The following is a 20,503-nucleotide window of genomic DNA, read 5'->3' as shown; positions in this document are numbered from 1 at the left end:
CACAGCAGCGACTGCCTCGATGAATTGCATTTACCCGACACTACGCGGCCCCTTCCCGGACGAAGGCACGCGACTGTTCCCGCGCGGCTTCGACGGTGTGCAGAAGAAGCAGGGACGTGGTGACTGATCCGACCCCGCCCGGGACGGGCGTCAGTGCCGCAGCAACGCCCCGGACACTGGCTTGATCCACGTCCCCTACGAGGGACCCGTCCGGAAGGACGTTGGTGCCGACGTCGATCACTACGGCCTCGGAGGAAATATGGCTGCTGTTCAGCAGGCCGATGCGCCCGGCGGCAACGATCACGACGTCGGCCGTCTTGGTGTATTTCTCCAGCGGCCCTGACCTGGAGTGGCAGATAGTGACCGCGGCGTCGCGTTCCAGCAGCAGCAGGGACAGCGGCTTTCCAACAACGGCCGAGCGTCCGATGACGACGACGTTCCGGCCCGCCACCGGGATGTCGAAGTGGTCAAGGATCTCGATGACCGCCCGGGCCGTGGCCGGTGCGAACGAGGGCTGGCCGACAGCCAGGTGGCCAAGGCTCACTGGATTTGCGCCGTCGATGTCCTTTTCAGGAGCGATATGCCCAACCAGGGCATCTGCATCAACGCCGGGTGGCAACGGCGTCTGCAAAATGATCCCGTGCACGGTTGGCTCGTTGCTGAGGTCTTTCAGGACACCGGCCAAAACCTGTGCTGTCGCATCGTGGCCCAGGTCCACGATCCGGCAGCTGACACCGGCGCTTTCTGCAGCCCGTTCGATTGACCGGACGTACCACTGCGTGGAGCCGTCGTCGGTGGCCACAACAACTGCAAGGGTCGGGCGCAGGCCTTCGGCTTCGAGGTTCCGGGCGTCGTCGTGGGCCTTCTGCTGCATGAGCCTGGCCAAGGTCCGCCCGGAGAGGAGTGTAGTGCTCAACCCAGGATCCTTTCGCGAACGCGCTTTGCGAGTGAGTCGGCTGCCAGGATGACTTTGTCCTCAAGGCCATTGGTCTGGTCCGCCAGCCGGGCCCGGGCTTCGGTGTCCTTGATGGCAACCACATTGATGTCGATGTTTACCCGGGCGGTGGTGGCAGCTGCACGGGCTGCGTCGACGGCGGCTGCGACGTCGCTGATGACGTTGCTGTTGGCCACCTCGAACAGTTCCGTGGCTAGATCCACCACAGCCCCGGCAAGGAGGATGAGTTGCGCGGGCGTTTTCGCGGCCAGGATGAGCGCATCCTGGACGGCAGCCGTTCGCGCGACCTTGAGATCATCGGTACCGGTGGGGAGCTTGTACGCATCGATGACACCCTGGAACGCGTGCTGGTCGGCGTCCGCGAGGCGCAGGGCCTCGACCACCAGCCTGTCGGCAGAGGCGATGATGCGTGCCACGAGTTCGGCATGTTGCTCATATTTCGTGCCAGTGGTGTACCTGGCCACCATTCCGACGAGTGCCGCCCCCTGGGCGGCGTGGATGGCCGCAGCTGCCCCGCCGCCCGGGGTGGGTTCGCGGGAGGCAAGTCTGGTGAGGTAGCCGCTGATTGTTTCTGAACTGATCATGTGTCTTCCTGGGCTGAAGCTCGAGTCGACTGCGCTGTTAGCCGCGGAGCCTGGTCATCGAGGGATCGTACAGGGGATCCGCCGTGACGGTGGCCTGGATGCGACGGCCGAAGTACTCGACTTCAACCGAGTCCCCCAATGAGACGACGGCGGGAAGGTACGCGTAAGCGATGGGTTTGGCTACGGTATAGCCGTAAGCAGCGCTCGTGACGTAGCCGACTGCCTGGTCCTTGTAGAAGACAGGTTCCTTGCCCAGCACGATGCTGCGGCCGTCGTCGATGGTCAGGCAGCGCAGGCGGCGGGCGGAGTTTTCCTCGGTCCGCCCTTCCAGCGCTGCTTTTCCGACGAAGTTTTCCTTTGCCATCTTCACGGCGAAGCCGAGTCCGGCTTCCAGGGGGTCATGCTCGGTGGTCATATCCGTGCCCCACGAGCGGTAGCCCTTTTCCAGGCGGAGCGAGCTGAAGGCGGCGCGGCCGGCAGCGATGACACCGAACGGCTGCCCGGCCTTCCATAGTGCATCCCACAGGCGCTGGCCGTTGTCTGCGCTTGTGTACAGTTCCCAGCCCAGCTCTCCCACGTAGGACAGGCGCATTGCGGTTACGGTGACGCCGCCGATTACCACCTTCTTGGACCGGAAGTATTTCAGGCCGTCGTTGGAGAAATCGTCGCTGCTGACGGTGCTGATGAGGTCCCGGGCGAGGGGCCCCCACAAGCCGATGCAGCAGGTGCCGCCGGTGGTGTCGCGAACCTGGACCCAGTCGCTGGCGGTCCCGCTTTCCGTCTGGTGGCGTGCGGCACGCTCAAAGTAGGCGGTGTCGATGTTTCCGTTGGCTCCGAGCTGGAAGGTGTCTTCGCTCAGGCGGGCCACGGTGATGTCGCTTCGGATCCCGCCTGCGTGGTCCAGCAGGAGGGTGTAGGTGACGGCCCCCGGCTTCTTGGTCATGTCGGCGGTGGTCAGCTCCTGCAGCAGCTTCATGGCTCCGGGGCCGGAGACCTCAAGGCGCTTGAGCGGAGTCATGTCGTACATGGCCACTGCGGTACGGGTCTTCCAGGCTTCGGCCGCGGCGATGGGCGAGCTGAACATCCCGGACCAGGCGTCACGTGCCGGCGGCTGCCATTCGTCAGGCATCTCCTTGAGCAGTTCGGCGTTGGCTTCGAACCAGTAGGGGCGCTCCCATCCGCCGCCCTCCAGGAAGAAGCCGCCCAGCTGCTTGTGGCGGGCGTGGAAGGGGCTGACGCGAAGGTTGCGCGGAGAGAGCTTGGGCTGCAGCGGGTGCAGGACATCGTAGATTTCCACGAAGTTCTGCTGGGAGGTCTCGCTGACGTACTCGGGGGTCAGCTGGACCTCTTCGAAGCGGTGGATATCGCAGTCGCCGAGGTCAATCTGCGACTTTCCGTCCACGAGGAGCTCTGCCACGGCACGGGCGATGCCGGCGGAGTGTGTGACCCACACGGCCTCGGCAACGAAGAAGCCGTCCACTTCCTTGGACTCGCCCACCAGGGAGCCGCCGTCCGGGGTGAAGGAGAAGATGCCGTTGAAGCCATCCTCGATTTCGCTTTCACGCAGTGCCGGCAGGATCTGCTTGGTTGCTTCCCACGCGGGAAGGAAGTCATCCAGGGTGAAGTCCAGGCGGGAAGGCATGTTGTCTTCGCTGATGCTACTGGGCTCGTAGCTGCCCAGTTCGTCCAGGTCCACGGGCAAGGGTCGGTGTGCGTAGGAGCCGATGCCGTAGCGCTCTCCGTGCTCGCGGTAGTAGAGGTCCTGGTCCTGGTGGCGCAGGATGGGGAGCTGGGCGCCGTTGGGCAGTTCGTTCTTGCCCTTCTGGGCGGGAACCGGCGTGGTCTTGACGTACTGGTGGGCCAGCGGGAGGAGCGGGACGGACATCCCGATCAGCTCACCCACCTTGGCGCCCCAGAAGCCTGCGCAGGAAACCACGATGTCCGCCGGGATCACGCCGTCGGCGGTCTCGACGCCGGTGACGCGGCGGTTGGACTGTTCGATCCCGGTCACCTCGGTGTTGCCGATGTACTTCACGCCGGCTGCTTCGGTGCGCTTGATGAGCAACTGGACTGCCCGGGCAGCCAGGGCCAGGCCGTCGGTAGGTACATGGAGGCCGCCCAAGATGTCTTCCTCGTTGATCAGCGGGTAGAGCTCCTTGCACTCTTCGCGGGAGAGGATCTTGCCGTCGATGCCCCACGACTGCGCGTAACCGAGCTTGCGCTTGAGGTCTGCCAGACGGGTTTCCGTGGTAGCAACTTCAAGGCCGCCCACCTGGTTGAAACAGTTTTGGCCGTCCTCCGTGAGGGACAGGAGCTTTTCCACCGTGTACTTGGCGAAAAGTGCCATGGTCTTCGAAGGGTTTGTCTGGAAAACGAGGCCCGGCGCGTGGGAGGTGGAGCCCCCCGGCATATTCAGGGGTCCCTGGTCCAGTACGGTGATGTTGTTCCAGCCCCGCGTGACCAGTTCATCGGCCAGGTTCGTGCCGACGATTCCAGCTCCAATAATGACAATGCTCGGCGTTGAAGCCATGTGGTTTCTCCTGCTGGTATTCGTGTTTCTCTGCTGATGTGGTGGCGGTGCTTAGCGGAACACGACAGTGCTGGTTTGATCCAGCAGCACGCGGTGTTCGCAGTGCCACCGCACGGCGCGGGACAGCGCCAGGGCTTCCGCGTCCTGCCCGACTGTCGAAAGGGCGGTCGGTCCATAGCTGTGGTCCACCCGGATGACTTCCTGTTCGATGATGGGACCCTCGTCCAGCTCCGCCGTCACGTAGTGGGCGGTAGCGCCCACCAGTTTGACGCCGCGGTCGTACGCCTGGTGATACGGGCGGGCACCCTTGAATCCGGGGAGGAAGGAGTGGTGGATGTTGATGGCGCGGCCCTCAAGGGAGCGGCAGAGGTCGTCGGACAGCACCTGCATATAGCGGGCCAGTACCACGAGGTCGATGTCATATTCGTCAATAAGATCAAGCAGGCGCTGTTCGGCGGCTGCTTTCGTCTCCGACGTCACCGGGACGTAGAGGAAGGGGAGGCCCGCTGCCTCAGCCATTGCCCGGTGGGTTTCATGGTTCGAAACTATCAGGACAATGTCACCGCCGAGGCTGCCACCGCGCCAGCGGAAGATCAGGTCATTCAGGCAGTGCCCGAACTTGGAGACCATCACCAGGACGCGCTGCTTAGTCTGGTCATGGAAGCTGAACTTCATCTCGAACCGGTCCGCGATGGCGTTGAACTCCGCCTGGAGCCTCTCCGGCGTGTACTCAGGGGAACCTGAGAATGCGGTGCGCAGGTGAAGTGTCTGGCGGAGCCCGTCGTCGAACTGCTGGTGCTCGTCGATGTTAAAGCCACGTTCGAAGAGGAAAGTAGTGACCGCCTGGACAATCCCGGCACGTTCGACGCACGACAATGTGAGCACGAACTTCTGGGCCTTGCCTTCCAAGCCGGGCTCCGTCCGAGCCAGGGTGCTGGTTGATAAGTCTGTAGCCACTAGAGCCATGTCAACTCCTTTAGATATATTCTCAAATCATGAACTGATATATTAGGGTTGGCATCAGCGTATACTGGTCGGTGGGCGAGGTCAATAGCCTGTTGGCTCGAACGGAAAGGGGTCCGGTTATGGCAGTAGAAGTTTTGGCAGTCGCGGACGATGCCGCCAAAAAGTCATTGGCGGAAGGGGCATACGAGAGCATTCGCGATCGGCTGCTGATGCTCGACATCAAACCGGGCGATCTCCTCAATGATGACCACCTCGCCAGGGACCTCGGCATGGGACGCACTCCCGTGCGGGAAGCGTTGAAGCGCCTTGAACTTGACCGGCTGGTTGTTTCGTACCCGCGCCGGGGAACTTTCGCCACGCGGGTGGAGGTAACCGACCTTGCTTTCATTTCGGAAATCCGGACCCAGCTTGAACCCCTCGCAGCCGCTCGTGCCGCGCGGGTTGCCACAGCGGGGCAGCGGGAGAAGCTGCGCGCTGTGATGGAGGCGGTTGAGTCATTCGATACACAGGCCGCCTCCGTCGTCGAAACTCTGAGGTTGGATGCAAGTGTGCACCAGGGAATCTATGCCGCTGCAGGCAATCCCCACCTGGAAGATGTCCTGATCCGTTATGACAATCTGGCCACGCGCATCTGGTGCATGGTGCTCGATCGCCTTCCGGATCTCGCCCACCACGTCCATGAACATGTGGAACTGCTCGGAGCGGTGATCGAGGGGGACGAGGCCCGGGCTGCGGAACTCGCCAGAACACACGTCAGTGGCTTCGAGGATGCCGTCCGCAGGGCTCTTTTCACCTAGCCCGAACCTTAGCTCTCCAGTTTTCACCCCGAAGCGCGGCCCTCAAAGCCGCGCTTCCGGCGTCTCTGGACCGACCGTAAAAATCTGTTGACACTCATAGCTACCGGTAGCATACTGGGAGCTACGCAACTAATATATCAACCGGATATTAGGCAACAGCTAGGAGACATGATGGTCGACGTTCTGACCCGCACGCTCGCAGAGACCGATCCTGCAATTCACGCAGCCGTGAACCAGGAGCTCCTGCGTCAGCAAGGCACACTGGAGATGATCGCCTCCGAAAACTTTGCTCCGACTGCCGTCATGGAAGCACAGGGATCGGTACTGACCAACAAGTACGCGGAGGGCTACCCGGGCAAGAGGTATTACGGCGGCTGCGAACACGTTGATGTGGTCGAGCAGCTCGCCATCGACCGGCTCAAGTCATTGTTCGGCTCGGAATTCGCCAACGTACAGCCGCACTCCGGCGCGCAGGCCAACGCCGCGGCCATGTTCGCACTGATCCAGCCGGGTGACACCATCCTGGGCCTGAACCTCGCCCACGGTGGCCATCTGACGCACGGGATGCGAATCAACTTCTCCGGCAAGCTCTACAAGGTGGTTCCGTACGGTGTCCGCGAGGACACCATGCTGATTGACATGGCTGAAGTGGAGCGCCTGGCCGTAGAGAACAAGCCCCGCCTGATCGTCGCCGGCTGGTCCGCCTACTCCCGCCAGTTGGACTTCGCCGAATTCCGCCGTATCGCGGACCTGGTGGGCGCCTACCTGATGGTGGACATGGCACATTTCGCCGGCCTCGTGGCCGCAGGACTCCACCCCAACCCCGTCCCTCACGCCCACATCGTTACGAGCACCACACACAAGACCCTTGGCGGTCCGCGTGGCGGCGTAATCCTCACCAACGACGCCGACATCGCCAAGAAGGTCAACTCCGCGGTCTTCCCGGGACAGCAGGGCGGCCCGTTGGAGCACGTCATTGCAGCGAAGGCAGTTGCGTTCAAGCTCGCCGCGGAGCCGGAGTTCCGTGACCGCCAGGAACGCACCCTCGAAGGCGCCCGCATCATTGCCGAGCGTCTGCTGACTGCTGACGTTGCAGAGTCCGGCGTGACCGTGGTCAGCGGCGGCACCGACGTTCACCTGGTGCTTGTTGACCTTCGCAATTCGGAACTGGACGGCCAGCAGGGCGAAGACCGCCTGCACCGGATCGGGATCACGGTCAACCGCAACGCCGTCCCCTTCGATCCGCGTCCGCCCATGGTTTCATCCGGGCTTCGTATCGGCACGCCGGCACTGGCCACGCGTGGGTTCGGAAAGGCCGAGTTCACCGAGGTGGCAGACATTATCGCTGCAGCCCTCAAGCACGATTTCAGCGACGAAACAGTGGCAGAACTTCGGCAGCGGGTTGAAATCCTGGCTGGCAAGTTCCCGCTCTACCCGAACCTTTCCACAGATGCGATCGAGGTGGCATGATGGCCGACTTGCTTCCGGAGCACCCGGATTTCCTCTGGCGGAACCCTGAGCCCAAGTCCTCCTACGATGCCGTGATCGTCGGCGGCGGCGGGCATGGACTTGCCACGGCATACTTCCTCGCCAAAAACCACGGCATGACCAATATTGCGGTCCTCGAAAAGGGGTGGCTGGCCGGCGGAAACATGGCAAGGAACACCACCATCATCCGGTCCAACTACCTCTGGGACGAGAGCGCGGCCATTTACGAGCACGCCCTCAAGCTCTGGGAAATCCTGCCGGAGGAGCTCGAGTACGACTTCCTGTTCAGCCAGCGAGGCGTGATGAACCTTGCCCACACCTTGGGCGACGTCCGCGAAAGCATGCGGCGTGTGGGGGCGAACAAGCTCAACGGCGTGGACGCTGAGTGGCTGGACCCTAAGCAGGTCAAGGAACTCTGCCCGATCCTGAACATCAACGACAACATCCGCTACCCGGTCATGGGCGCCACGTACCAGCCTCGCGCCGGCATCGCCAAGCACGACCACGTGGCCTGGGCCTTCGCCCGCAAGTGCGACGAGCTGGGCGTGGACATCATCCAGAACTGCGAAGTCACCGGCTTCCTCAAGGACGGTAACCGCGTGGTGGGCGTGAAGACCAACCAGGGCACCATCAACACCGAAAAGGTGGGCCTCTGCGCCGCCGGGCACAGCTCCGTCCTGGCCGAGATGGCAGGCTTCCGGCTCCCCATCCAGTCCCACCCGCTGCAGGCGCTGGTCTCCGAACTGCACGAGCCGGTCCACCCCACAGTGGTCATGTCCAATCACGTGCACGTTTACGTTTCCCAGGCCCACAAGGGCGAACTGGTGATGGGCGCGGGCGTGGACTCCTACAACGGTTACGGCCAGCGGGGGTCCTTCCACGTGATCGAGCACCAGATGGCGGCCGCCGTCGAACTTTTCCCGATCTTCGCGCGGGCCCATGTGCTCCGGACCTGGGGCGGAATCGTTGATACCACCCTGGACGCCTCCCCGATTGTGGGCATCACACCGGTCGAAAACATGTTCGTCAACTGCGGCTGGGGGACCGGCGGCTTCAAGGGTACCCCTGCCGCCGGACTCACCTTTGCCCACACCATAGCCACCGGAACGCCGCACCACCTGAACAAGCCGTTCGCGCTGGAGCGGTTCGAAACCGGCGCCCTGATCGATGAACACGGCGCAGCCGCCGTGGCCCACTAAGAAGAGAGTCCGGTCATGCTTCTCATTTCATGCCCCAACTGCGGCTCCCGCGACGAAACCGAGTTCCATTACGGCGGCCAGGCGCACGTGGCCTATCCGGAAAACCCGAATGAACTGAACGACCGCGAATGGGCCGAGTTCCTGTTCTATCGGGACAACACCAAGGGCGCCTTCGCCGAACGCTGGCTCCACAGCACCGGTTGCCGCCAGTGGTTCAACATGCTCAGGGACACGGTCACTTACGAGATCCAGGCTGTCTATGCGATGGGCACGCCCCGGCCAGCAGCCGCGCCGCCAGCCGCCGAATCCGGAACCGCCAGCACCGCGCCGGACAGCACCACAACGGGTACTGCCGGGCCCAGCATCGCTGCAACCAGCACCGCCACAGGTACCGCGTCACCCAGCACTACCGCCCCGGAAGGAGCAACCAAGTGACTTCCCAGAAAGCACGCCTCACCGCCGGCGGCCGGATCGACCGCACCATTTCCTGGCGTTTCACTGTGGACGGTGAGGAGTTCACGGGCCACCCGGGGGACACCCTGGCCTCCGCTCTGCTCGCCAACGGCCGGATTGCCGTTGGCAACTCCCTCTACGAGGATCGGCCCCGCGGCATCATGTCTGCCGGGGTCGAGGAATCCAACGCCTTGGTCAAGGTGGAACCGCGATTCCCCGGCCACGTTGCCGAATCGATGCTTCCCGCTACCACGGTCACATTGGTGGACGGACTGAACGCCGGCCTGCTAAATGGCCTGGGCCGCCTGGATCCTGAAGAGGACCGCGCGGAGTACGACAAAAAGTACGTCCACACCGACGTCCTGGTGATCGGCGGCGGCCCCGCCGGTCTGGCCGCAGCCCGCGAAGCCGTCCGCACTGGCGCCCGCGTTATGCTGCTGGACGACCAGCCCGAACTGGGCGGATCTCTGCTGTCCGGTTCCACGGCCCCCGAACTGGCTGAGACCATCGAAGGCAAGCCGGCCCTTGAATGGGTGGCGGACGTCGAAGCGGAGCTCGTCTCCGGCGGCGAGTCCACCGTCCTGAACCGCACCACTGCCTTCGGCGCCTACGATGCCAACTACGTCATCGCCGTCCAGAACCGCACTGACCACCTGTCCACCCCTGCTGCTCCCGGCGTGTCCAGGCAGCGTATCTGGCACATCCGCGCCAACCAGGTGGTGCTGGCCCCTGGCGCCCACGAACGCCCGCTGGTCTTCGAAAACAACGACCGTCCCGGCATCATGCTCGCCTCGGCCGTTCGCAGCTACCTCAACCGCTACGCGGTGGCCCCCGGGCAGCGCGTGGTCATCAGCACCACCAACGACAGCGCCTACACCCTTGCCGCTGATCTGCGCGCCGCCGGCATCAGGATCGCCGCCATCGTCGACGCTCGTCCCAAGCTCACCGAGGTGGCTGCTGCCGCCGTCGAAGCCGGGACGCGCGTGTTGATCGGCAGCGCGGTGGCCGCCACCGCCGCCGGAGCGGATGGCCGGCTTGACGGCGTTACCGTCCGCAGCATCAACGACGACGGCGAACTCACCTCGGGAATTGAAGAAATCACCTGCGACCTGCTGGCGGTCTCCGGCGGCTGGAGCCCGCTGGTACACCTCCACTCCCAGCGGCAGGGCAAGCTGCGTTGGGACGATGACCTGGCGGCTTTTGTGCCGAGCACTGCTGTCCCGAACCAGCAGATAATTGGCTCCGGCCGCGGCAGCTTCGAACTCCAGGATTGCGTCGCCGAAGGCATCTTCGCTGGTGTGAAGGCTGCCATTGCTGCCGGCTTCAGCGCGGAAAATTCAGCCGCAGCCGACGAGCCCCTTGCCCTTGGCGAGCCGAAGGCGTCCGCCCCCACCCGGCAGCTGTGGCTGGTTCCAGGGCAGAGCGGCACTCCGGATGACTGGCACCACCACTTCGTCGACTTCCAGCGGGACCAGAGTGTCGCCGACGTCCTGCGCTCCACCGGAGCCGGAATGCGGTCGGTGGAGCACATCAAGCGCTACACCTCCATCAGCACCGCCAATGACCAGGGCAAAACCTCCGGCGTCAACGCTATCGGCGTCATCGCCGCCGCACTCAAGCATGCAGGGGAAGCATCCCGCGGCATCGGCGACATCGGCACCACCACCTATCGGGCTCCGTTCACTCCCGTAGCGTTCGCGGCCCTGGCCGGACGCCAGCGCGGCGAACTGTTCGACCCCGCCCGCGTTACCTCCATCCATCCGTGGCACGTTGCCAAGGGCGCCCTCTTCGAAGACGTCGGACAGTGGAAGCGTCCCTGGTACTACCCGCAGGGCAGCGAGGACATGGACGAGGCCGTGCTGCGTGAATGCGCCGCCGTCCGCGAATCCGTGGGCTTCATGGACGCCACCACGCTCGGCAAGATCGAAATCCGGGGCAAGGACGCCGGCGAGTTCCTCAACCGGATCTACACCAACGCTTTCAAGAAGCTCGCGCCCGGTTCCGCCCGCTACGGCGTGATGTGCCAGGCAGATGGCATGATCTTCGACGACGGCGTGACCCTGCGCCTGGACGAGGACCGCTTCTTCATGACCACCACCACCGGCGGCGCCGCGAAGGTGCTGGACTGGCTGGAGGAATGGCTGCAGACCGAGTGGCCGGAACTGGACGTGCACTGCACCTCGGTGACCGAACAGTGGAGCACCATTGCCGTCGTCGGGCCCAAATCCCGTGCAGTCCTCGCCAAGGTGGCACCGGAACTAGCAGCAAACGGGGGACTGGAAGCAGAAGCATTCCCGTTCATGACCTTCCGCGAAACCACCCTCGCCTCGGGCGTTCGCGCCCGGGTCTGCCGGATCTCCTTCTCCGGTGAGCTGGCCTACGAGATCAACGTGCCGGCCTGGTACGGGCTGAACACCTGGGAGTCCGTTGCGGCTGCCGGGGCCGAATTCAACATCACCCCGTACGGCACGGAGACCATGCACGTGCTCCGCGCCGAAAAGGGCTACCCGATCGTTGGCCAGGACACCGACGGTACCGTCACCCCTCAGGACGCCGGGATGGACTGGATCGTCTCCAAGGCCAAGGACTTCATCGGCAAGCGCTCGTACGCCCGGGTCGATGCCAAGCGCGAGGACCGTAAGCACCTGGTCAGCGTGTTGCCCATTGATGGCAGCATCCGGTTGCCGGAAGGCACCCAGTTGGTGGAAAAGGGCATCCCCGTGACACCGGCCTATGGCCCCGTGCCCATGCAGGGATTTGTCACGTCCAGCTACCACAGCGCGGCCCTGGGCAGGTCCTTCGCCCTGGCGTTGATCAAGAATGGCCGCAACCGGATCGGCGAAACCCTGGTGGCCGCCGCCGGAAACCAGCTCGTGGATGTTGTTGTGGCTGAAACCGTACTTTTTGACCCTGAAGGGACCCGCAAAGATGGCTGAAACAGCAGCACCCAAAACCTCCCCTGAGACCAACCTGTCCCTCCGAACCAGTCCGGCTGAACTGCTCAGCGCAGCATTTGAAGCCGGCTCCGTGCCCGGCACTGTTGAACTGCGCGAAATCACCTTCCTGACCATGGTGGGCCTCAGGGTTCCCCGGGACACAGACGCAGGGGAGCGGATCGCATCGGTTACCGGCGGTCTGCCCACGACGTGCGGGGCCGTGAGCGGCACGGGCGACACCTCTGTGCTCTGGCTCGGGCCCGAGGAATTCCTGGTGGTCGCCCCTTCGGAGGCCCACGAGTCCCTCGGCGGTGACCTCATCCAGGCCCTGAGGGAAGCCCTCGGCGACGACGCAGGACAGGTGGTGGACCTCTCCGCCAACCGCACCACGTTCGAACTCACCGGGCCGCGGTCCAGAGCAGTCCTGGAAAAGGGTTGCTCCCTGGACCTCCACCCGCGCTGGTTCAAAACCGGAACGGCGTTGTCCACGGAGATCGGCCACATCCCCGTGGTCCTCTGGAAGACCGGTGATGAGAGCTACCGGATCTTCCCACGCGCCTCATTTGCAGAATTCCTGGGCCGCTGGCTCCTGGATGCCATGCGGGAGTATGCCTCGCCTGAGGTCCCCTAATGGCCCTCAGCGTCCTGGATCTGTTTTCCGTTGGCATCGGGCCGTCGTCCTCACACACGGTCGGCCCGATGCGGGCGGCCAAGCTGTTTGCGGACGGGCTCAAAGATGACGGACACCTGAGCTCCACCAAACGCGTCCAGGCCGAATTGTTCGGCTCCCTTGGTGCCACGGGGCGCGGCCACGGCTCGGACAAAGCCGTGGTCCTGGGCTTCCAGGGGCTGGACCCGGAAACAGTTGACACCTTCACAGCTGATGATCAGGTGGCTGCCGCCGCCCTCGATGCCGAGCTGTGGGTAGGCGGGGACCACCGGGTGGACTTCAACTGGGACGAGGACGTGGTCCTGCACCGGCGCAAGTCCCTCCCGGCACACCCCAACGGCATGACGTTCCGTGCCCTGGACCATGCCGGTGACGTGCTCAGCGAACGAAGCTTCTATTCGATTGGTGGCGGCTTCGTGGTGGATGGAGATGCCGACGCCGGCGACCGCATCGTAGCCGATGACACCCCACTGCCGTATCCCTTCACCACGGCCGACGAACTCCTGGCAATCTGCAAGCGCGAAGGGATGTCCATCTCCGACGTGATGCTCGCCAACGAGCTCACCTGGCGCAGCGAAGCGGAAACCCGGGAGAAGCTGCTGGGACTCTGGGCCGTTATGCGGCAGTGCGTGGACAACGGCTGTGGGGCGGAAGGGATCCTTCCCGGCGGCTTGAACGTGAGGCGCCGGGCGCCGTCGTTATTCCAGACCCTGACGGCGGATACCGGCGTGACCGACCCGCTCCGGGCGATGGAATGGGTCAACCTGTTTGCCCTGGCCGTCAACGAGGAGAACGCCGCCGGCGGCCGGATCGTCACGGCGCCCACCAACGGCGCGGCCGGGATTGTCCCGGCAGTGCTGCACTACTACGTGAAGTTTGTCCCGGGAGCCAGTGACGACGGAGTGGTCCGCTTCCTGCTGGCTGCGGGTGCAGTCGGAATTCTGTTTAAGATCAATGCCTCCATCTCCGGCGCGGAAGTGGGCTGTCAAGGCGAGGTTGGTTCCGCCTGCTCCATGGCGGCCGCAGGACTCTGCGAGATCCTCGGCGGGACACCCGAACAGGTGGAAAACGCTGCCGAAGTGGGAATCGAACACAACCTCGGCCTGACCTGCGATCCCGTGGGCGGGCTGGTGCAGATCCCGTGCATTGAACGGAACGCGATCGCAAGCGTCAAAGCCATCAATGCCGCCCGCCTGGCCCTGCACGGCGATGGCAGCCACAAGGTTTCCCTCGACAAGGCCATCAAGACCATGAGGGAAACCGGCGCGGACATGAAGGACAAGTACAAGGAGACTTCCAGAGGCGGCCTTGCGGTGAACGTCATCGAATGCTGATCGGGTGAAGTAAATCAGGTGACTGGTAGGGGCGGACTCATGTTGGATACGGGATCAACCAGGATTGGTGCCAGACGTGGATTGCGTAAAGACTGGGCCCGGCTGACCGGCCACACCGTGGAGGTATGGCTGCTGGGCGAGCACATCATGACCGGGGTTGTGGACCAGGCCGCCCCAGACGACTCAGTCCTGTGGATCGCGGCCGCCGGAGCCAACACCCGAAGGCTTTTCGATAAGCGGACTGGATATGAGGTCTGGGTCTAGTCCACACCGATACCCCATTGAGAGTATGACCGCCGTCGCCAACATCGGTGAGTTCCTCATTACGCGCCGCTCGCGGCTCTGGGAAGCCCACGATATGCGGATACACCTTGCCGGCAAAAAACTCTTCCATCACCCGGAGGTGGGCGATCTCGATCTCAGTTACGAAGCCATGCAGATCATGACCGATCCGGGTCTTCAGTTCGTTGGCTTCACAGCCGAGCCCGGGTCTTCAACTGACCACGCTCTCCGCGTGCTGGGAAGTCTGGCGGCACACCACCCCGAGGAAATTCGGCTCGAGGGGTAGCAAGGTCCGGTCAGGACCCGGGACGCCCCGGCCACTCCTTGCCTACCCAGGGGTTGTAGTCGGCGATGAGTTCCTCCTGGGGCGGACGCTCTGTCTCGGGGACATGCTGCAGGTTTACGCGCACCCTGTACCAGAGGGAACTCGATCCTCGCATCCCGTCTACGAGCACGTCGGCTGGATGCAGGGCCGGGACGATGTCCGCATGCCTGACCTTCCATTCGTCGAGTGCTGCGTGCGCCTCGGGTTTGGTCTTGGTGCGGGCCACTTCGATGAGAGGCATCACGGACTGCCGGCGGCCGGAGCTGTCACCACTGCGTGGTGGTTTCTCTGCGGGGCCCAGCTCGGCCGCCAAGGCGAGGAGCCCATCGAGGGTGCCGACGGCGTCGTCGATTCCGGTGTGAGGGTCGCCCAGGGCGGCGAAGCGGGCGGGCACTGTGCCCACCGTGAACTCTTCCGGCCGGGTGGAGCGGACCTCGTCCCACGAGAGCGGCGTCGAAACCCGGGCATCGGGAAGAGGCCGGACAGAGTATGCGGATGCCACGGTGCGGTCCTTTGCGTTCTGGTTGAAGTCGACGAACACGCTCTCGCCGCGTTCCTCCTTCCACCAGCGTGCGGTGGCGAGGCCAGGGGCGCGGTTTTCGACCTCGCGGGCGAGGGTCTCGGCGGCCAGCCGCACGTCGCGGTACGACCACTGCGGCGCGATGCGGACCAGGATGTGAAGTCCCCGCGATCCGCTCGTTTTGGGCCATCCCACCAGCCCGACGTCGTCGAGCACCTCGCGCGCTACATAGGCGACGTCGACGATCTGGGACCAGTCGACCCCCGGCATCGGATCGAGGTCGACCCGGAGCTCGTCCGGGTGCTCGAGGTCCTCGGCGCGGACGGGGTGCGGGTTGAGGTCCAGGCACCCAAGATTCACCACCCACGCCAAGCCCGCGGCATCCCGGATGACGGCCTCCTCCGCTGACGTCCCCGACGCGTACTGCAGGGTGGTGGTGTCGATGAAGTCGGGGTGGTTTTCGGGAACGCGCTTTTGAAAGAACGGCTCAGAGTCGATCCCCTTCGGAAAGCGCTTGAGCACCATGGGTCGGCCGCCGGCACCACGCAGCGCACCATCGGCGACCGCGAGGTAGTAGTTCACCAGATCGAGTTTGGTCAGACCAGGCTCGGGGAACACCACCTTGTCCGGACTCGAGATGCGAACCTCGGTGCCCGCAATGTTGAGGATCTCGGCCGGAGTCTTCGACGGGTTCATGCCGCCACGCTAGCAACGATCGAATGTCCCATCCAGAGCTTTTGCGCCACAACCAAAATTGGCTCGCCGGAAGGACCCGCTGGAGCCTTCAAGGCTAGCGGGGTCCCGGTAAAGGTGCTTAGGTATTGCTGTAGTGGTCAACCCAACAGAGGAAGAAGCCGCGGCAGGGTTTTTCCTGACCAATTCGAAGGAGTCGGAAAATGAGTGAAATGACAGAGGAAGTCCACGCCGAGCACAGCCTTGCGGAGCATCAACATGGCGGCCCGGACTGCGCCCATGAGACGGTGGAGCATGGAGACCATGTGGACTACATTCATGATGGTCACCGGCATGCTGAACATGAAGGCCATTACGACGAGCATTGAGCACGGGAAGACGCACTCGTTAGATACGAAGGGACCGGCGGCCGTCACGGCCGCCGGTCCCTTGCTTTGGGTGTTCATCTTCGCCAGGAGCCATCACACACAGCTAGATACTGGTTGGCGGGCTGACTATCCACAGAACCTCAGCCGGGAGAGTGCTGGTGTTCGTTAATCTGTGGGGCAACGAGGACATGTAGTCGATACTGTCGCCCTGCTGCATTGAGTGGGGTTCTCCATCCAGCTCTATGACAATCTCGCCCGATACTACGTAGAGAATCTCCTGTGAGTCTCCGTGCGTATAGGGATCGTCTCCGGTCGACGCTCCGGGCTCAAATTCTCCGGCATAGACCTCGAGGTGGCGCAGGGGTCGCTGTGAGATCAGAAACTTGTGTATTCCCGCATTGGTGGACAGTTCCGGGCGCGCTTCCCTGCGCAGCAATCGTGGTGAGCCTGCGGGCACTTCCTCAAACAAATCCGCAAGCGTCATTCCTAAAGCGGTTGCGATTCGCCGCAGCACGCCGATACTGGCATTCGTCAGACCGCGCTCAAGCTGGCTGAGAAAGCCGGCTGTGGTCCCCGTTGCTTCGCCTAGTTCCTTTAGTGACATACGCCGTAAAGAACGAAACTGGAGAACCCGTTGGCCGAGTTGTGCTTGAGAAAGATCAGTTTCGCTGGTCATGGGAGAGACTTCCGGTTTGCCCGTACTAAACAAAAATTTAGCTGAATAGCCAGGAACAGTCTGGCTCCGTCGCCTGGAAGCTGTCAAGGTGACAGGCAGTTCCCTTGACATTGCCCTGCCGTAGAGCTCACACTGTTAGCAATTAGTGGCACTAAATTATTGTTTAGTAGCATGGACTCGAGTTTTACGGAATGCCCGTTTGTTCCGCCGCATGTCCTAACGGGTGGAGCTGCCCAGAACCATAAAGCCGCTGACGTACCACGGGAACTGCGCAACCGGCTTCAACTCTCATCTTCTAAAGGAACTGGTTATGACAACGTCAACAATCACTCTCATCAATCACTTCATCAATGGCGCTGAAACGGCCGGCGAAGGTGACCTCACGCGTCCTGTCTTCAATCCTGCGACCGGAGCTGTTTCGGGGGAGCTCCGGTTGGCGAACCGTGCTGATCTGGACGCGGCGGTTGCTGCGGCGCGGGTTGCTGCTGATTCGTGGGGTGATATTTCGTTGGCGAAGCGCACGGGGGTGTTGTTCAGGTTCCGTGAGCTGGTGGCGTCCCATGTCGATGAGCTGGCGGCGTTGATCACTGCCGAGCACGGGAAGGTCCTGTCCGATGCGAAGGGGGAGATCGGGCGCGGCCTGGAGGTGGTGGAGTTCGCGTGCGGTATTCCGGAGCTGCTGAAGGGGGATTATTCGGATCAGGTGTCCACCGGGATTGATGTGTTTTCGTTCCGGGAGCCGTTGGGGGTGGTCGCGGGGATCACGCCGTTCAATTTCCCGGTGATGGTGCCGTTGTGGATGGCGCCGATGGCGATCGCGACCGGGAACGCGTTTATCCTCAAGCCTTCGGAGCGGGACCCGTCGGCGTCGATGCTGCTCGCGAAGCTGTGGAAGGACGCCGGGTTGCCGGACGGGGTGTTCCAGGTCCTGCATGGCGGGAAGGAAACGGTCGACGGGTTGTTGACGCACCCTGATGTGGACGGCATTTCGTTTGTCGGGTCCACCCCGATCGCGAAGTACGTCCACGAGACCGCGACGAAGCACGGTAAGCGGGTGCAGGCGCTGGGCGGGGCGAAGAACCACGCCATCGTGTTGCCCGACGCCGATCTGGATAACGCCGCTGATCACCTGGCCGCGGCCGCGTTCGGCTCCGCCGGGGAACGCTGCATGGCCATCTCCGTCGCCGTCGCCGTCGGGGACGCCGCTGACCTGCTGGTCAAAAAAGTCGGGGAGCGGGCCCTGGCCGTGAAGGTGGGCAACGGGACCGTGCCCGGGGCGGAGATGGGGCCTGTGATCACGCCGGAGTCCCGGGACAGGATCATCAGGATTGTCACCGAGGCCGAGACGGCCGGGGCTGCGATGGTGGTCGATGGCCGGGATCTGGTGGTTTCCGGGCACGAGGACGGGTTCTGGGTCGGGCCCACCGTGATCGACCACGTGAAGAAGGAGATGACAGCGTACACGGAGGAGATCTTCGGGCCTGTCCTCGTCGTCGTCCGCGTCAACAGCCTGGAAGAGGGGATCGCGTTGATCAACGCGAACCCGTACGGGAACGGCACCGCGATCTTCACTTCCTCCGGGGCGAATGCCCGGAAGTTCCAGCGCTCGGTGGACGTGGGCATGATCGGGATCAACGTGCCCCTGCCCGTCCCGGTCGCGCACCACTCCTTCGGCGGGTGGAAGGCCTCACTGTTCGGGGACAAACACATCTACGGCCCCGAAGGCGTCTCCTTCTACACCCGCGGCAAGGTCGTCACCTCCCGCTGGACAGAACCCACCCACGCCTCCGGCGCCTCCTACAACTTCCCCTCCAACTAGTCCCCACCGCCGCCCTCGCCTCGCAAGTCCCCATCGGCTCCCAGCCTTCGCAAGCTCAGGCAGGGACCTTCGCCGATGTGGCCCCACAGCCAGGCTGGCGGCGTGGGCCCAACCACCGTCGATTGTTGGGCAGATGCCCTTCTGAACCTTCAAAAGGGCATCAACTCAGCACTCGACGCAAAGCTAACGCCTTTTGTGACTGGCTTGCGGTCGGCCACCAGAGCCCTCCTTGCATTTTGCCTCCAGACCTCCGCTCCACTTGCACCTGAATTGCTAATGATAATGGTTTGCATCTAGTGTGATGGGTCGAACCATAGGGAATTTGCGATACAGAAGGAACTGGAAAAATGGGCTGGCAGAAGATGAGGGTGGCGGGCGCGTCCGCCATTGCGTTATTGATGATGACCGGGTGCGCGGCGGCAGGAAACGACAGTCCTGCAGCTGAGCAGCCGCTGAGGGTGGTGGGCCAGTTCGAGCTGCACAGCTTGGATCCGTCTACCGCCGGTGGCTTCTTCACCCGTCTGCAGGTGGCTGAAACCCTGGTTGACGCAGATGTCAAAGGCGTCCTCCAACCGGGACTCGCCGAAAAGTGGGATGTTTCCGCTGACGGGCTGTCCTGGGGATTCACGCTCCGCTCGGGAGCCCTCTTCCATGACGGCACCGCAGTCACAGCCGAAGCGGCAGCCGCCTCGCTGAACATCGCACAAGGCAAGGCCGGCACTCCGCTGGCGACGGTTCCCGTTAAGGGGATCTCTGCGGTTGGTGACTCTGTCCGAGTGGATCTCACGGAACCGTATGCGCCGCTGCCGGCGGTCATGGCCCACACAAGCACCCAGATTCTTGCGCCCAGCTCCTACGGCACGGACCGATCGATAACCAAGATAGTAGGTTCAGGCCCGTATCGGGTGAAGCATATCGAGCAGCCTGCCCACATTGACGTCGCTGCCTTCGAGCAGTGGCAGGGGAAAAAACCAGCCATCTCCGAGGTCACATACCAGGCCGTGGGGAGATCTGAGAGCCGGGCACTGATGGCCGAAAGCGCACAGTCCGACGTCACTTTCGGGATGGACCCCACCAGCCTCCAACGGATCAAGCAGGCAGGCAAGCTGGACATTGCCGCCGTAACCCTGCCCCGCTCGATCCTGCTGAAGGTCAACGCCGGCCACGAAATGCTGGGCGACGTGAAAGTTCGGCGAGCCCTAAGCCTGGCCCTCGACCGGGAAGCGATGGCCACAGCATTGCTGCGGGACCGCGAGATGGCAGCCACCCAGCTCTTCCCGCCCTCGCTGCCGGAGTGGCACCAGGACTCGGCCACACCACTCACCCACAATCCCTCCGAAGCCCGGAAACTGCTGGCTGAAGCCGGATGGGCTCCGGGCAGCGACGGCATCCTGGAACGCAACGGCAAGAAGTTTTCAGTCACCCTGCGCACCTTCCCGGACCGCCCCGAACTGCCCATACTGGCAACAGCCATCCAAGCCAAGCTGAAGGAACTGGGGATTGCCCTGGACGTGAAAGTGGGCAACTCCAGCGAGATTCCGGCCGGACACAAGGATGGTTCGCTGGAATTAGCGCTGTTCTCCCGTAACTACGCACTAGTTCCCGATGCGCTGGTAACCCTGGCCGAGGATTTTGCGCCTGCCGGTTCGGACTTCGGGGCCATGGGATGGAATGATCCCGCCCTCACCGAAGCCCTGAACGCCCTGGCCAGCGGCAAAGACGTTGACAAATCGGCGGAGAACCGCCGGAAAGTGAACGAGATACTGCAGACCCAACTGCCCGTCATCCCTGTGGCGTGGTACCGGCAGAGCGCTGTGGTCAGTCCTCGGGTTGAAGGCCTCGTCCTGGATCCGCTCGAGCGCTCATGGCGTCTGAGCGACTTGACCTGGAAGAAGTAGGAAGGGAGGG

The 20,503-nt window shown here is 63.3% G+C and carries 18 protein-coding genes; 12 read left to right on the top strand and 6 right to left on the bottom strand.

Translation table 11 applies throughout. The features are described from left to right. Positions 1 to 40 precede the first annotated feature (40 nt). The 4 genes from MU551_RS13830 to purU are packed head-to-tail and all read right to left on the bottom strand — an operon-like array spanning position 41 to position 5,035. Entirely contained in the window at positions 41 to 916 is an 876-nt protein-coding gene (locus MU551_RS13830; protein ID WP_247045500.1) for a bifunctional 5,10-methylenetetrahydrofolate dehydrogenase/5,10-methenyltetrahydrofolate cyclohydrolase, read from the bottom strand. Further along, positions 913 to 1,539, bottom strand: coding sequence for a cyclodeaminase/cyclohydrolase family protein (locus MU551_RS13825; protein ID WP_247045498.1), 627 nt, complete (start codon positions 1,537 to 1,539; stop codon positions 913 to 915). The genes MU551_RS13830 and MU551_RS13825 overlap by 4 nt, the downstream gene beginning before the upstream one ends. A 37-nt stretch (positions 1,540 to 1,576) precedes the next feature. Continuing rightward, positions 1,577 to 4,069, bottom strand: a complete 2,493-nt coding sequence (locus MU551_RS13820; protein ID WP_247045495.1) for a GcvT family protein — start codon at positions 4,067 to 4,069, stop codon at positions 1,577 to 1,579. A 51-nt stretch (positions 4,070 to 4,120) separates the two neighbouring features. Then, positions 4,121 to 5,035, bottom strand: a complete 915-nt coding sequence (gene purU, locus MU551_RS13815) for a formyltetrahydrofolate deformylase (protein ID WP_247045493.1) — start codon at positions 5,033 to 5,035, stop codon at positions 4,121 to 4,123. Between the two features lie 119 nt (positions 5,036 to 5,154). Between purU and MU551_RS13810 the strand changes: the two genes are divergently transcribed. The 9 genes from MU551_RS13810 to MU551_RS13770 all read left to right on the top strand — a co-directional run bounded on the left by MU551_RS13810 (position 5,155) and on the right by MU551_RS13770 (position 14,480). Next, positions 5,155 to 5,832 carry a GntR family transcriptional regulator gene (locus MU551_RS13810; protein ID WP_247045491.1) on the top strand — a complete coding sequence of 226 codons (678 nt, stop codon included), beginning with the start codon at positions 5,155 to 5,157 and terminating at the stop codon, positions 5,830 to 5,832. A gap of 171 nt (positions 5,833 to 6,003) precedes the next feature. Then, positions 6,004 to 7,302, top strand: a complete 1,299-nt coding sequence (glyA, locus tag MU551_RS13805) for a serine hydroxymethyltransferase (protein ID WP_247045588.1) — start codon at positions 6,004 to 6,006, stop codon at positions 7,300 to 7,302. Beyond that, positions 7,299 to 8,519: a sarcosine oxidase subunit beta family protein gene (locus tag MU551_RS13800; protein ID WP_372489856.1), complete on the top strand. Its 1,221-nt coding sequence runs from the start codon at positions 7,299 to 7,301 to the stop codon at positions 8,517 to 8,519. The genes glyA and MU551_RS13800 overlap by 4 nt, the downstream gene beginning before the upstream one ends. A 15-nt stretch (positions 8,520 to 8,534) precedes the next feature. Next, a complete protein-coding gene (locus MU551_RS13795; RefSeq protein ID WP_247045489.1) occupies positions 8,535 to 8,954 on the top strand; it encodes a sarcosine oxidase subunit delta in 420 nt (139 codons plus the stop codon). Further along, a complete protein-coding gene (locus MU551_RS13790) occupies positions 8,951 to 11,908 on the top strand; it encodes a sarcosine oxidase subunit alpha family protein (RefSeq protein ID WP_247045487.1) in 2,958 nt (985 codons plus the stop codon). The genes MU551_RS13795 and MU551_RS13790 overlap by 4 nt, the downstream gene beginning before the upstream one ends. After that, positions 11,901 to 12,539: a sarcosine oxidase subunit gamma gene (locus MU551_RS13785; RefSeq protein ID WP_247045485.1), complete on the top strand. Its 639-nt coding sequence runs from the start codon at positions 11,901 to 11,903 to the stop codon at positions 12,537 to 12,539. The genes MU551_RS13790 and MU551_RS13785 overlap by 8 nt, the downstream gene beginning before the upstream one ends. Continuing rightward, positions 12,539 to 13,912, top strand: a complete 1,374-nt coding sequence (locus tag MU551_RS13780) for an L-serine ammonia-lyase (protein WP_247045483.1) — start codon at positions 12,539 to 12,541, stop codon at positions 13,910 to 13,912. The genes MU551_RS13785 and MU551_RS13780 overlap by 1 nt, the downstream gene beginning before the upstream one ends. 39 nt (positions 13,913 to 13,951) lie before the next feature. Next, positions 13,952 to 14,176 (top strand): hypothetical protein, encoded by a 225-nt coding sequence (locus MU551_RS13775; RefSeq protein ID WP_247045481.1) that lies wholly within the window; start codon positions 13,952 to 13,954, stop codon positions 14,174 to 14,176. Between the two features lie 25 nt (positions 14,177 to 14,201). After that, positions 14,202 to 14,480: an MmyB family transcriptional regulator gene (locus MU551_RS13770; protein WP_247045479.1), complete on the top strand. Its 279-nt coding sequence runs from the start codon at positions 14,202 to 14,204 to the stop codon at positions 14,478 to 14,480. Positions 14,481 to 14,490: 10 nt separating this feature from the next. Here the strand turns inward: MU551_RS13770 and ligD are convergent, their stop codons facing one another. Further along, the gene (ligD, locus tag MU551_RS13765) at positions 14,491 to 15,735 is read right to left on the bottom strand and encodes a non-homologous end-joining DNA ligase (RefSeq protein ID WP_247045477.1); all 1,245 of its coding nucleotides are present in this window, start codon (positions 15,733 to 15,735) and stop codon (positions 14,491 to 14,493) included. Between the two features lie 200 nt (positions 15,736 to 15,935). Here ligD and MU551_RS13760 point away from each other — a divergent pair, with 200 nt between their 5' ends. Then, the gene (locus tag MU551_RS13760) at positions 15,936 to 16,100 is read left to right on the top strand and encodes a zinc transporter permease (protein WP_247045475.1); all 165 of its coding nucleotides are present in this window, start codon (positions 15,936 to 15,938) and stop codon (positions 16,098 to 16,100) included. Positions 16,101 to 16,203: 103 nt separating this feature from the next. Here MU551_RS13760 and MU551_RS13755 read toward each other — a convergent pair whose 3' ends face one another. After that, positions 16,204 to 16,776 (bottom strand): helix-turn-helix domain-containing protein, encoded by a 573-nt coding sequence (locus MU551_RS13755; RefSeq protein WP_247045473.1) that lies wholly within the window; start codon positions 16,774 to 16,776, stop codon positions 16,204 to 16,206. Positions 16,777 to 17,086: 310 nt separating this feature from the next. On the opposite strand from MU551_RS13755, the gene MU551_RS13750 reads away from it, so the two are divergent. Together MU551_RS13750 and MU551_RS13745 are read left to right on the top strand one after the other, a co-directional pair. Next, positions 17,087 to 18,595: a CoA-acylating methylmalonate-semialdehyde dehydrogenase gene (locus tag MU551_RS13750; protein WP_247045471.1), complete on the top strand. Its 1,509-nt coding sequence runs from the start codon at positions 17,087 to 17,089 to the stop codon at positions 18,593 to 18,595. 347 nt (positions 18,596 to 18,942) lie between these two features. Beyond that, positions 18,943 to 20,493 carry an ABC transporter substrate-binding protein gene (locus MU551_RS13745; RefSeq protein ID WP_247045469.1) on the top strand — a complete coding sequence of 517 codons (1,551 nt, stop codon included), beginning with the start codon at positions 18,943 to 18,945 and terminating at the stop codon, positions 20,491 to 20,493. Positions 20,494 to 20,503: the final 10 nt, after the last annotated feature.

The organism is Arthrobacter rhizosphaerae (assembly GCF_023062595.1).
GTDB classification, from domain to species: domain Bacteria; phylum Actinomycetota; class Actinomycetes; order Actinomycetales; family Micrococcaceae; genus Arthrobacter; species Arthrobacter rhizosphaerae.
This window is presented reverse-complemented; position numbering and strand designations above follow the sequence as displayed.

What these genes read in the sequence shown, in the direction of transcription:
- MU551_RS13825 (WP_247045498.1), bottom strand. Translation starts at nt 1,539, where the DNA reads ATGATCAGTTCAGAAACAATCAGCGGCTACCTCACCAGACTTGCCTCC.
- MU551_RS13820 (WP_247045495.1), bottom strand. Translation starts at nt 4,069, where the DNA reads ATGGCTTCAACGCCGAGCATTGTCATTATTGGAGCTGGAATCGTCGGC.
- purU (WP_247045493.1), bottom strand. Translation starts at nt 5,035, where the DNA reads ATGGCTCTAGTGGCTACAGACTTATCAACCAGCACCCTGGCTCGGACG.
- MU551_RS13810 (WP_247045491.1), top strand. Translation starts at nt 5,155, where the DNA reads ATGGCAGTAGAAGTTTTGGCAGTCGCGGACGATGCCGCCAAAAAGTCA.
- glyA (WP_247045588.1), top strand. Translation starts at nt 6,004, where the DNA reads ATGGTCGACGTTCTGACCCGCACGCTCGCAGAGACCGATCCTGCAATT.
- MU551_RS13800 (WP_372489856.1), top strand. Translation starts at nt 7,299, where the DNA reads ATGATGGCCGACTTGCTTCCGGAGCACCCGGATTTCCTCTGGCGGAAC.
- MU551_RS13795 (WP_247045489.1), top strand. Translation starts at nt 8,535, where the DNA reads ATGCTTCTCATTTCATGCCCCAACTGCGGCTCCCGCGACGAAACCGAG.
- MU551_RS13785 (WP_247045485.1), top strand. Translation starts at nt 11,901, where the DNA reads ATGGCTGAAACAGCAGCACCCAAAACCTCCCCTGAGACCAACCTGTCC.
- MU551_RS13780 (WP_247045483.1), top strand. Translation starts at nt 12,539, where the DNA reads ATGGCCCTCAGCGTCCTGGATCTGTTTTCCGTTGGCATCGGGCCGTCG.
- MU551_RS13775 (WP_247045481.1), top strand. Translation starts at nt 13,952, where the DNA reads ATGTTGGATACGGGATCAACCAGGATTGGTGCCAGACGTGGATTGCGT.
- MU551_RS13770 (WP_247045479.1), top strand. Translation starts at nt 14,202, where the DNA reads ATGACCGCCGTCGCCAACATCGGTGAGTTCCTCATTACGCGCCGCTCG.
- ligD (WP_247045477.1), bottom strand. Translation starts at nt 15,735, where the DNA reads ATGAACCCGTCGAAGACTCCGGCCGAGATCCTCAACATTGCGGGCACC.
- MU551_RS13760 (WP_247045475.1), top strand. Translation starts at nt 15,936, where the DNA reads ATGAGTGAAATGACAGAGGAAGTCCACGCCGAGCACAGCCTTGCGGAG.
- MU551_RS13755 (WP_247045473.1), bottom strand. Translation starts at nt 16,776, where the DNA reads ATGACCAGCGAAACTGATCTTTCTCAAGCACAACTCGGCCAACGGGTT.
- MU551_RS13750 (WP_247045471.1), top strand. Translation starts at nt 17,087, where the DNA reads ATGACAACGTCAACAATCACTCTCATCAATCACTTCATCAATGGCGCT.
- MU551_RS13745 (WP_247045469.1), top strand. Translation starts at nt 18,943, where the DNA reads ATGGGCTGGCAGAAGATGAGGGTGGCGGGCGCGTCCGCCATTGCGTTA.